Annotated in this window: 11 protein-coding genes; 5 read left to right on the plus strand and 6 right to left on the minus strand. The window is 71.4% G+C overall.

Annotated features, from left to right (window positions below; genetic code table 11):
• Both ACIQVZ_RS41585 and ACIQVZ_RS41590 read right to left on the minus strand, forming a co-directional pair.
• The coding region (locus ACIQVZ_RS41585; protein WP_402458131.1) for a response regulator transcription factor at positions 1-184 on the minus strand (184 nt) is incomplete at its 3' end.
• A complete protein-coding gene (locus ACIQVZ_RS41590) occupies positions 181-1,359 on the minus strand; it encodes a sensor histidine kinase (protein ID WP_402458133.1) in 1,179 nt (392 codons plus the stop codon). The genes ACIQVZ_RS41585 and ACIQVZ_RS41590, both read right to left, overlap by 4 nt.
• A 262-nt stretch (positions 1,360-1,621) precedes the next feature.
• On the opposite strand from ACIQVZ_RS41590, the gene ACIQVZ_RS41595 reads away from it, so the two are divergent.
• Positions 1,622-2,887: an alpha/beta hydrolase family protein gene (locus ACIQVZ_RS41595; protein ID WP_402458136.1), complete on the plus strand. Its 1,266-nt coding sequence runs from the start codon at positions 1,622-1,624 to the stop codon at positions 2,885-2,887.
• Positions 2,888-4,082: 1,195 nt separating this feature from the next.
• Here ACIQVZ_RS41595 and ACIQVZ_RS41600 read toward each other — a convergent pair.
• From ACIQVZ_RS41600 to ACIQVZ_RS41610, 3 genes are all read right to left on the minus strand, one after another.
• On the minus strand, positions 4,083-4,715 hold the full coding sequence (locus ACIQVZ_RS41600; RefSeq protein ID WP_402458139.1) for a hypothetical protein: 633 nt from the start codon (positions 4,713-4,715) through the stop codon (positions 4,083-4,085).
• A 250-nt stretch (positions 4,716-4,965) separates the two neighbouring features.
• The gene (locus tag ACIQVZ_RS41605; RefSeq protein WP_402458142.1) at positions 4,966-5,295 is read right to left on the minus strand and encodes a hypothetical protein; all 330 of its coding nucleotides are present in this window, start codon (positions 5,293-5,295) and stop codon (positions 4,966-4,968) included.
• Positions 5,296-5,318: 23 nt separating this feature from the next.
• Complete coding sequence (locus ACIQVZ_RS41610) at positions 5,319-5,450, minus strand: hypothetical protein (protein WP_402458145.1); 132 nt, start codon at positions 5,448-5,450, stop codon at positions 5,319-5,321.
• Between the two features lie 444 nt (positions 5,451-5,894).
• On the opposite strand from ACIQVZ_RS41610, the gene ACIQVZ_RS41615 reads away from it, so the two are divergent.
• The 4 genes from ACIQVZ_RS41615 to ACIQVZ_RS41630 all read left to right on the plus strand — a co-directional run bounded on the left by ACIQVZ_RS41615 (position 5,895) and on the right by ACIQVZ_RS41630 (position 9,975).
• A complete protein-coding gene (locus ACIQVZ_RS41615; protein ID WP_402458147.1) occupies positions 5,895-6,857 on the plus strand; it encodes a GlxA family transcriptional regulator in 963 nt (320 codons plus the stop codon).
• Between the two features lie 785 nt (positions 6,858-7,642).
• Positions 7,643-8,944, plus strand: coding sequence for an ISL3 family transposase (locus tag ACIQVZ_RS41620; protein WP_402458156.1), 1,302 nt, complete (start codon positions 7,643-7,645; stop codon positions 8,942-8,944).
• A 19-nt stretch (positions 8,945-8,963) separates the two neighbouring features.
• Complete coding sequence (locus tag ACIQVZ_RS41625) at positions 8,964-9,221, plus strand: DUF6221 family protein (RefSeq protein ID WP_402458150.1); 258 nt, start codon at positions 8,964-8,966, stop codon at positions 9,219-9,221.
• A 232-nt stretch (positions 9,222-9,453) separates the two neighbouring features.
• Entirely contained in the window at positions 9,454-9,975 is a 522-nt protein-coding gene (locus ACIQVZ_RS41630; RefSeq protein WP_402458152.1) for an SMI1/KNR4 family protein, read from the plus strand.
• Positions 9,976-9,999: 24 nt separating this feature from the next.
• Here ACIQVZ_RS41630 and istB read toward each other — a convergent pair whose 3' ends face one another.
• Complete coding sequence (istB, locus tag ACIQVZ_RS41635; RefSeq protein WP_402458154.1) at positions 10,000-10,773, minus strand: IS21-like element helper ATPase IstB; 774 nt, start codon at positions 10,771-10,773, stop codon at positions 10,000-10,002.
• Positions 10,774-10,955 lie beyond the last annotated feature (182 nt).

Raw genomic sequence — 10,955 nt, forward strand, 5'->3', positions numbered from 1 at the left:
CGGTGCCCGGCATCCGCACGTCCATCAGCACCACGTCCGGCCGCAGCCGCCGCGCCAGCTCCACCGCCGCCGCCCCGTCGGCCGCCTCCCCGACCGGCTCCATGTCCGGCTCGGCGCGCAGGATCATGCCGAACGCCAGCCGCAGCAGCTCCTCGTCGTCCACCAGCAGCACCCGGACGCTCACGGCGCGCCCCCGGGATCCAGCCGTACGAAGACCCGCCAGCCGCCGCCCGGCCGCGGGCCCGCCTCCAACACCCCGCCGAAGGCCGCGGCGCGCTCCCGCATCCCCGCGAGACCCCGCCCGGACCCGGCGGATCCCGGCCGCCCGGTCCCTGCGGCCCGCCCGTCGTCGGTCACCTCGACCGTGACCGCCCCCGGCGCGCAGGACACCCGCACCTCGGCGCGCGCCCCCTCCGGCGCGTGGCGCAGCGCGTTGGTCAGCGACTCCTGGACGAGCCGGTGCACCGTCAGCTGCGCCACGGCCGGCACCCTGGCGGCCTCGCCGTCCACCCGCAGCCGGGTCACGAGGCCTGCCGCCTCCATCCGCTCGCACAGCGCCCCGAGCTGCCCGATCCCCGGTGGCGACCGCCGGTCGTCCCCGGGCCCCGCGTCGGGACCGGCGTCCTGGAGCAGGCCCAGCGCCCGCCGCATGTCGGTCAGCGCCTGCCGCCCGGTCTCCGCTATCCGGGCCGTCACGGCGGAGGCGTCGGCCGGCCGCGCGTGCCCGAGCGCGTCCGCCAGCGCCACCACCACCGACAGGCCGTGCGTCACGCTGTCGTGCAACTCCCGCGCGATCCGGTCACGTTCCTCCTCCACCGCCCGACGCTCCCGCTCGTCGCGGTCCCGTTCCAGCCACTCCAGCCGTTCCGCCCGCGCGGCCCGCCGGATCCGGGCGTTCGCCCCGAGCAGCGCGCTCGCGGCGACCCCCGCCGTCATCGCGGCGGCCGAGGCGAGGAACCGGCCCTCGGGCGCCCAGCGCGCCGCCGCCAGCACCGCCCCGGCCACCGCCGCCAGACCCGCCGCCCACGCCGACCGGTACGGCGCCCGCGCGGTCACCGTCCCGAGGGCCACCAGCAACGCCGCGTCGGCCGGCAGCTGAACACCCAGCATCCACTGCGCGAGCGCCGCGGCGGCGATCACCCCGAACGCGGCCCGGGGCGCCCGCCGCCGCCACACCAACGGCAGCACCAGAGCGGTCTGCAGCGCGAAGCCCGTACCGTCCGCCACCCGCCCCGGCCCGAGTGTCACCAGGAACAGGGCCGCCGCGAACGCGGCGTCCGCCACCAGGGGCGGCACCCGCCCCGGCAGCCAGGCGAGGGCGCCCGGCGGGCCCGTCCGTACCGCGCCGGTCCCGGTCATCGTGTCCGTCCTCGCGTCCGCGTCGTCCGGCGTCCTCGCCGGAGTCCCACGGTAGGGCCCCCGCGCCCGCTGAGGCGTCCGCCCACCGGCGGAGACCGGGGGAGACCCCGGAACACCGGGGGCTCCTCCGCGCGGAGGAGCGGACGCGCCCTGGGGCGACCCGCGCCCACCCGCGGGATCGTCCCCCGGCAGGGCGCCCCGCACCCCCGGCGGCGGAATCCTGGTGGCGACCCCGTATCCGCACTGCCCGAGGAGCCCGCCCATGCCCCAGACCCGCCGCGCCCTGCTCGGCACGCTCGGCGCCGCCGCGCTCGCCACCGTGGCCGCCGCCCCCGTCCCCGCCCCGGGAAGCCGCCCCGCCGCCCCGGCCGGGGGGCACGACCCCGCGCACGCCCCCGGCACCCCCGTCCCGCTGCGCCTGCCTGCGCCCACCGGGCCCTGGCCCGTGGGCACCGTCGCGCTGCACCTGGTCGACGACAGCCGCCCCGACCCCCTCCTCCCCGCCAAGCCCTACCGGGAGCTCATGGCCGGCCTCTGGTACCCGGCGGAACCCGGCGCCGGGCACCCGACGGCCCCCTGGCTGCCCCCGGCCGCGGCGGCCGACTGGGACGCGCACTCCGCACCGGCCCTCGGTGTTCCCGCCGGCGCCGCCGACTGGCGGGGGATCAGGACCCACGCCCGCACCGGTGCGCCCGTCGCCCGCCGCGCCGGCCGGCTGCCCGTGGTGCTGTTCTCCTCCGGCGACGGCGGCTCGCGCGCCCTCGGCACCACCCTGGTCGAGGAGCTGGCGAGCCGCGGCCACCTCGTCGTCGCCCTCGACTCCACGTACGAGGCCGAACAGGTCGAGTTCCCCGGCGGCCGGGTCGAACGCGCCCTCCCGCTTCCCGACGACCTCACCCCGGAAGTCATCGCCGCCCTCCTCGCCGGGCACTCCCGGGCCCGCCTCGCCGACGCCCGCTTCGTCCTCGGCGCACTCGACCGGCTCGCCCGCGGGGACCGCCCCGACACCGGCACCGGCCCACTCCCGGACGGGCTCGCCGAAGCCGCCGACCCGGCCAGGACCGGCGTGCTCGGGCAGTCCCTCGGCGGCTCCGTCGCCGCCCAGCTCGCCCACGACGAGCCCCGCGTCCGCGCGGCGGCCGACCTCGACGGCGCCCTCCTCTGGCCCGTCGCCGACAGCGGCCTCGCCAAGCCCTTCCTGCTGATGGCCTCCGGTACGAAGACCCTGCGCACCGAACCGAGCTGGGCCTCCTGCTGGGCGGCGTCCACCGGCCCCCGGCACGCCCTGCGGCTGCGGAACGCCGCCCACGGCTCGTACACCGACCTCCAGGTCCTCCTGCCCCAGGTCGTCCGCCACCTCCCGGTCCCCGACGCGGCCGGACTCATCGGCACTGTTGACCCCCGGCGCTCCCTGGCCGCCCAGCGCACCGCCGTCGCCGCCTTCTTCGCGCGGTACCTGACGGGGCGGCCCACCGGCTTCCTCGACCGGCCCGGCGACGACTGGCCGGAGCTGGAGGTGCTGCGCTGAACCGGCCCGCCCGGCACCCCTTGTGCGCCGGCACGATCGGAGGACGGACGGACCCCCTGTGCCTTCCGCGACCCCGGCGCCGCGAGCGGACCACCCCCGCCGGGCCGCGCCGCCCGCGCCCCGGACAGGGTCCGCGTCCTGATCGCAGACATCCGTCGAGCAGGAGCCCGTCGCGGACCGGCGGGGAATCGCGCCAGCAGGTCTGAGGAACACCCGAGCATGGGGTGGGGAAATCCAGGGATCCTCATCATCACCGGTGGGGGCCCAGCCGATGACCTGGCCGAGGCTGTAGATGCCGCTGGCCGGGCCCGCGTCGTGGGCCCCGGCAACCCCACCGCCGGACACAACCACAACCCCGACCAGGACCCACCCACCACCCCACCCAAGACCACGACCCGCCCGGCCCCGTACGGGCCGTCATCCCGGCACCGACACCGGCCCGCAGCGCTCGCAGCCCCGGCCCCGCACAACGGACGACGCGTGCCACAGGCAATGGAAGGCAGCACGCGCCGTTCCGGCCGATCCTCCCAGGGCCACCACCGCACCCCACCACCCCTTCCCGTCGCCCGCCCGCCAGGCCTGCCCGGCCCCGCCGGCCGTGCATGCCCGCGTCATGGTCGGCCCAGAGGAGGTCGACCCCGTGGCAGAGAGGAATGGAACCTGGGCGATGCCGCGGCGGACTGCTTGGAACATGCGCTGGTCTTTGTCATTCGTGATGGTTGGCCACGATGTGGAGTCGGCCTGCCGGCAGGCGGGCGGTGAGGTTGTGCTTCACCAGTCGGCTGCCGGGCAGGGCATTCGCGGCGAAGCTTCAGATTCCGTCTCAGGCATGGAAGAGGACGAAGGCGGTTTGGCCCATAGGCTGCTCTTCTGCGTCCGGCAGCCGCCGGACGCAGAAGAGCAAGGGGGCGTGCGTCACGGGGCCGCGGAGTGCCGCGCGGCCCGTACTGATCGGCGTTGTCGAGTCGCGCTGATGTCTATGGCCGGTCTTCGCGGCCGAGGTGGTCGCGAAGCCGTGCCCGGTAGAGCAGCCAGCGTGCCAGGAAACCCGTGGCTGCTCCGATGACGACGGTCAGCAGAAGGCTGAACCAGCCCGAAGCGTCGCGGGAGAGAGCCGCCGACACGGCGGAGCTGACGGCTACTGCGATAATGGTGAAGGTTTGCTCACGGTATGCGCTCACAGGATGAGGGCCGGTCAGCACTTGACGAGGCCGGTGGCGATGCCGCCCAGACCGCCGGCGAAGCCTCCGACGGCCGCACCGGGAGCACAGCCGGTTTCCGCTCCGGCGACGCAGCCGGTGACGAGCCCGCCAGCCAGGCCGCCCTTGCCCGTGTCGGTCACGCAGTCCCAGTAGCCGTCGCGCGGCTGGGCATGGAGTGCGGGCTGCAGAGTGCCTTGGATCGAATCGGTCGTGATGTCGACGTGCTGACGGAGCGTGGTCCCTTCCAGGGACCAGGTTATGTCGTGCACGATGCCTTCGGTGTCGACCATGGGGGCGGGCGTGTATCCGGCGGTGATGGAGCCGTCAGCGCCGACGAATTGGATGCCGCCCGTGGGAGTGGCCTCGACGGCGGACCCGTCCGGGGCGGTCAGCTGCCACAGGGTGTCACGGTGGAACGCGGTCGTTCGGCCGGGCTCGGCCAGCGTGTCCACGAAGGCAGCCGCACCGCTTGCCGAGCGCGCGGGCACCGTCACGGTCGTCGGGGAACCGGGACTCCCGGTCTCCGAGACGGCGAAGGCGTTGGGTACGGCCAGAAAGACCGCGGCCCCTGCGGCGAGGAGTCCGGCGGCGAGGACCTGTGCAGGGCGAATGATGGTCGGTTTCAACTGAGTTCCTCTGAGTCTGCTGTTGGGGGCCGGGGATTCGTTCCCCGTCGGTCGGTTGATTCGGTGGAGGATCCTGCTGAGGCCTTGGAGCGGCCGGCCATGGGCGGGTTTCGGCGACCACGGGTCCGTCGTGGCGGGCCCGGGCTGGCCGGTCCTAGAAGCCACTGACTCAACAGCGATCGTGGCTCGTTGACCTGAGGAGACGCTTCGGCCGAAGGGCGGTGAGGCCGCGAAGTCACCGGCACTGGTCCTAGGAAGGATCCGGGGTCAGCCTTGCCACGATCCGTCGCGCGGTGACGACGCCGACGCCCGTGGCCTTTCGCAGGAGAAGCAGCGCCTCGCGGCGTCGTCCTGCTGTCAGCAGCCTGCGGAGTGCCTCCTGGAGCGCGGGTTCGTGGTCGGCGAGCACCGCAGCCGCGTCCTCGGCGGTCACCGGCAGGTTGCGCTTCGCCAGAACTGCCAGCGCATAGGGAGCATGAGCGAGTGGCAGGTCGGACTCCGCTCGCAACGCCCTCATCGCGTCCGTCTCCCGGTCGGCGACCAGGTACCGGAGTGCGGCCTGCTGTTGGTGCTTCGGCACCGGAGTGATGGTGGCCGCAGTGATCACGAGGGGTTCCCCCGGATCGAGTTGACGCCGAGGACCTCACCGGCGAGGGCACTCGGCGTGCTGCCGGGTTCGGGGAGCTGTTCCTCGCCCTTGGCCACGCGATTCGGCGGGTAGGTGGCCTCCTTCACGGAGCCGGCTTCGTTGATGAGGGACTTCGGCTTCAGGGCCCGGGCGGACGCGGTGGTGGCGACGGAGGGTTCGGCTGTCCGGCCGGGGGAGGCTGTGGCGGATCCGGCTGCGTCTGGTGTGGCACCGGCGCCACGGGAGGCTTGGGCGGTCGGTGCGGCTCCGGGGAAGAGTGTGGCGATTGGGACGGGTGTGGTCACGGGTAGGGAGCGTGAGCTTGGCATGGTCGATTTCTGTTCGTTCGGTCTGATATTCGGGTGAATCGGGACGAAGCCAAGCTTGTCGTCGCGGACGGCTGATTCGGGAGTGCCTGGGGACCTGGCGTCCTCCAGAGTGGGACTTGTGTCCCGATCGGACCAGGCCGTTCCTCGGCCCGATGCTCCGCAGGGGCGCTTCCGTTCGCTGAACTTGGTATTCGGGGCTATGAGCGGCTTGCATGACCTTCCATGACGAACCGGAACCTGCTCTTCGTCTTGTCGGACGACATGGAAGCCCTCGATCTCACCGGACCCTTGACCGTCTTCGACTGGGCCAACCGCCTTTCGGCGCAGGGGCGCAGCCGGCCTGCCTACAGGTTGCGTACGGCCAGTCCGGGCGGCCGGTCGGTGACGGCCAGCGGTGGACTGGTCCTGGTCGCGCAGTCTGCGCTGGCGGCGGAGCCCGTACCCGACACCGTGGTGATCCCTGGTGCTCCGAGCGACCCTGACGTGGTCGCCTGGCTCAAGGTGCACGCGTCCGAGATCCGCAGGGTCGTTGCGGTGTACGAGGGCGTTCTCACGCTCGCTGCCGCCGGCCTGCTGGACGGGTGCCGTACCGTCGCGCACTGGCGGCTCGCACCCACCGTGGCCCGCTGTTTCCCTGCCGTGCGGGTCGACTCTGGGTCGATCCACGCCGGTGACGGGCGGAGGTGGACGTCGGCCGGGATGGCCAGCGGCATCGACGTGGCCCTTGACCTGGTGGAGGCCGATCACGGTCCGGACCTCGCGCTGGAGGTCGCCCGGCAGCTGGTGGTGTTCCTGCGTCGGACCCACAACCAGGGGCAGATCAGTACCCAGCTGCGGCTGGCCGCGGCCAGAAGGGGTGGGCTACGGCGGATCCTGGAGTGGATCGTCGACCACCCCGGGGAGGACCTCACCGTTGAGACCCTCTCCAGGCGAGCCGCTCTCTCGCCTCGTCAGTTCACCCGGGCCTTCACCACCGAGACGGGCCTGTCGCCAGGCCGGTTCGTCGCCCAGGTGCGTTTGCAGGCGGCCTGCCAGAGGCTGGTGGAGCACCCGCAAGACAGCCTGGAGGAGGTGGCGAGGTCAGCGGGATTCTCTAGCGCCGAGGTGATGCGACGTGCCTTCCGCAGGGCGCACGGGATCGCCCCCTCCGCCTACCGAAAGGCCAACCTGCCTGGGGCCGCGTGACATCCGCCGCCGGGCCTGGCCCGTGTGCCCAGGGAACGGGCCTGCGAAGAAGGCCCGGGTGGGCGACCCGCCCTGAGCCCAGCTTCGACGTCGGCCACCCCGTCCAGGCCGGAAGGCCCCAGCGCCGGTACCGTCCCGTTCCCGCCGCGGCCTCGTGATCGGGAACAAGCCGCATTGCCGGCGACGCACTTCTCGCTGGCGACGAGGCCTGCCAGCAGCCCCCTGAAGAGGCACGCCTCGGTCCAAGCCCGTCGGGATCATCCTCGATGCGGAAGCGGCTGCCTACCCGCGGCGGGATCCCGACCCTGCGGGGCGAGACGGGCCGAGACCTTCTTTCTGCGGACGACTAACACACCTGCAGGGCATTGGGTCTTTGGCCCCCCAGCCGGGACCAAAGACCCATCTCTTCGAGAAGTTGAGCAGGAAGCTCCCGATTCATCTGGCGGCATGTCATGATTCCTTCCGGCCTTCAGAAATGCAGCCACTCTGAATCCGCGGGCCCAGCGTTACGGTTTCTCCTGTAGATCCGGGCCTCATCATGAATGTCGGCATAAGCCCCCGACAAGGAGATCTTGCACGTGAAAAGGAACTTTATCTCCGGGCAGGTGCGTTCATCGCTCTGACTGGCTTCGCCCTGGGAATCGCCGCACCGGCTGCCAACGCCGCGGAGGTACGCCGCGAGATGGCGGCCGCCTCACAGGTCGATAAGTCGCTGCAGTGGACTGCCGCTGACGTTCGCCGAGCAGATCGCGGGGCTGACGGGCCCGCATGCCCGTTACACGCCACTGGTTCGTGAGCAGTTGACCTCGATCGCTCTCGCGCTGGCCGGCCGGGCGGGTGCCCGTCTGGCCGGGGTGATGGGCCTGCGCGTGGCCAAGGACACGCTGTTACGCCTGGTCCGGGCCGCGCCGGAAGATCCCGTCGGACGGATCCGTGTGCTTGGTGTCGACGATTTCGCTCTGCGGAAGGGTGATTCGTACGCCACGATCCTGGTGGACCTGGAGAGACGGTACCCGGTGGACGTGCTGGCCGGCCGGGATGCCGAGCCGCTGACCGCATGGCTGAAGGGCCATCCGGAAGTGGAGATCATTTGCCGGGACCGGGCTGGGGCTTATGCCGAGGGCGCTCGCAGCGGCGCTCCGCAAGCGGTGCAGGTCGCCGACGCCTGGCATTTGTGGCACAACCTCGGCGAGGCCGTGGAAAAGACCGTCGCCGCGCACCACACCTGCGTTCGGACCGCGTTCGAGAACATCGTGCCGGCTGGCCCATCGCCCAGCGACGACATCTGGCTGACGCCGCCGCCACCGGCTGCCGGGATGCTCGACATCTGCGGACGCGACCGCCGCCTGGTGATCCGGACCAAGGAACGCTACAGCGCCGTTCGGCAGTTCCTGGACGACGGCAGCACGCTGGAGGACATCTTCCGGACACTGCGGCTGGACCGGTCCACGGTGCGCCGCTTCGCCCGCGCCACCAGCATCGACGAACTGCTGGTCAAAGCGACGAACCGCTCCACCCTCCTGGACGAGTACAAGCCCTACCTCCACCAGCGGTGGAACGAGGGCTGTCGCGACACTGCCCAGCTCCATCAGGAGATCGTCACCTCGGGCTTCACCGGAAGCATCCAGACCGTCCGCCGCTACCTCCGCCCGTTCAAGACCGCCACCGCCGCGCCACCCACGCGCTGCCCGGCTCCACGGCCCCGCCGGATCGTCCGCTGGATCATGACCGACCCCGGAAGCCTGACAGCCGATGATGCCGCCGATCTCAAGGAGATCCGAGCCAACTGCCCCGAACTCGATGCCGTCACCCACCACGTCCGTGACTTCGCCGCCATGATGCGCGACCTGCGGGGCGACCAACTGCCCGCCTGGATGGAGCGCGTCGTCGCCGACGACCTACCCGCCCTGCACTCGCTGGTCACCGGGCCCCGCCGCGACCAGGACGCCGTCGTCGCCGGCCTGTCCAGCCCCTGGAGCCCAGGCCAGGTCGAGGGCCACGTCACGCGGGTCAAGCTCCTCAATCGGCAAGGCTACGGACGTGCCAACCTCGACCTCCTCCGCACCCGGATTCTCCTACGCGTTTGAACCAACAGAGAATCAACTCATGGACCACCTTCTGAGGTTTCTTCACGCCCGCAACGAGGCCGACAACCACGCCTATGCCGAGGTCGCCCACCGCTTCGGCGGGGATGCTCTCCTGGACAGTCACCTGCCGATGCTCGACCTCGTCGAGATGTTGGCTCGGGACTACGAGGCGATGGATTCCTCCGACCCACGCTTCACCGGTCTCGCGTACGCGCTTCGCGTCCTCGCGCAGTCGTACGCCGAGCACACCGACTACCGGCCGGAGTGGCGACCATAGGATCGGCCAAAGGGATGGACTCCAGCGCATCACAAGATCGTCGACAGAGCCCGTAATTCCCCAGGCGCTGGCTGGCGCGGGGTGGGTTCTGTCCAGTCGATCGCGGGCAGCGTTAGGCTGCGGATGATCACCGATTCGAGTGCCAAGTAGCAAAGGGTGTGTGCACGTGGCGGCAGGCTCAACGGAGCATCCGCCCGATGGCAGCCGGAGTAACACCTGGGACAGTGCCTCCGTGCAGGCCCGGGTCGCAGCCATGGCGGAACAGGATCCCGAGTTCAAGCGCTTCGGCGCCAAGGATCACGGCTACCGACTACATCCGCCCCTGGCCGAGAAAGCGGTCCGCTCCTTTGAGCGTGAGCACGGAGTCAGGCTGCCCGAGTCCTACCGCGGCTTTCTCACGGATGTGGCGGACGGAGGAGCCGGCCCCCATTACGGCCTGTTCCGGCTCACCGACCGCCTGGCCGAGGAGGACGCGGTGTACGACCTGCGGGAGGAAGGTCGTACACCCGGCTTTCTGGCCACACCGTTTCCGTACGCTCAGGCGTGCCCCGGCCCTGGTAGGGCAGGCAGCGCCGACTACTCGGTGAGTGGAACCCTCGTCATCGCAGAAGCCGGGAGCGGAGAGTTCCACCGCCTCGTCGTTACCGGGAGGAGCGCCGGCCAGGTGTGGTCCGACGACCCCGGCTGGGGCGGTCTGACCCTGGGCCCGGACTTCCACCGCTGGTACACAGCATGGCTGGAGTCAACGAGCTGAGCCCGCGACCGACCGGGCTGGACACTACTTGGTCAGTGGTTTTTCGGTCTTGTCGGTGGGGTTCTTCGGTCGTTTGTTCGGCCGGTAGCTGGGGCCGTTCATGATGACCTGGTGGCTGGTGTTGACCAGCCGGTCCAGGAGGGACTCGGCGACGACGGGGTTGGGGAGGAGCGGATACCAGTCGCTGGGTGCCCGGTTGCTGGTGATGATCAGGGACCGGCCCTGCCGCTCGCTGACCAGTTCGTAGAGGTCGTCGGCCTGGGCCGCTGTGAGCTGGCGCATCGCGAAGTCGTCGAGGATGAGGACATCGGGGCGGATCAGCTCGCGGATCCGCTTGTCCCAGGTGCGGTCCGCGTGGCCGCCGGCCAGGTCCGCCAGGATCCGGCTGGTCTTCGCGAAGCGGACGTTCGCGCCCTGCCGGACGGTCAGGTGGCCCAAGGCCTGGGCGATGTGTGTCTTGCCGACGCCGACCGGGCCGAACAAAATTACGGACTCGCCGGCGTGCAGCCAGCGCAGGGCGGCCAGGTCGCGGATCTGGGCCGCGGGGAGCTTGGAGGAGGCGGCGAAGTCGAACTCCTCCAGGGTGACCTGCTGCTCGAACTTCGCTCTCTGCAGGCGCCGTTGGAAGGCGACGGTCTCGCGGCGGGTGATTTCGTCCTGGCAGAGGACCTGGAGGAAGTCCAGGTGCCCGAGCTCGCCGCCGTGGGCCTGAAGCAGGCGGGCGTCGAGGGTCTCCAGCATCCCGGACAGCCGAAGTGCCTTGAGGGACTCGCGCAGGGCCGTGTTCATCACGCTCATCGGACGGCCTCCTGGCTGCCTGGCCGGAGAACCGCACGTTGAGTAGCTCTGTCGGCGACGAGTAGCATGCTGAGTCACAGCAGGTGAGCAGGGTGGGGTAGGTGCCGAGAAGTGGCTTCGGCTGCCGGGTGCACAATTGACGTGGCGTTCGTGATCAAGTGGTGATTGAGAGCGGTGCCGAG

This window comes from Kitasatospora sp. NPDC098663 (assembly GCF_044760075.1).
Lineage (GTDB): Bacteria > Actinomycetota > Actinomycetes > Streptomycetales > Streptomycetaceae > Kitasatospora.

Coding starts and splice junctions, on each gene's coding strand:
- ACIQVZ_RS41590 (WP_402458133.1), bottom strand. CDS start 1,359: ATGACCGGGACCGGCGCGGTACGGACGGGCCCGCCGGGCGCCCTCGCC.
- ACIQVZ_RS41595 (WP_402458136.1), top strand. CDS start 1,622: ATGCCCCAGACCCGCCGCGCCCTGCTCGGCACGCTCGGCGCCGCCGCG.
- ACIQVZ_RS41615 (WP_402458147.1), top strand. CDS start 5,895: ATGACGAACCGGAACCTGCTCTTCGTCTTGTCGGACGACATGGAAGCC.
- ACIQVZ_RS41625 (WP_402458150.1), top strand. CDS start 8,964: ATGGACCACCTTCTGAGGTTTCTTCACGCCCGCAACGAGGCCGACAAC.
- istB (WP_402458154.1), bottom strand. CDS start 10,773: ATGAGCGTGATGAACACGGCCCTGCGCGAGTCCCTCAAGGCACTTCGG.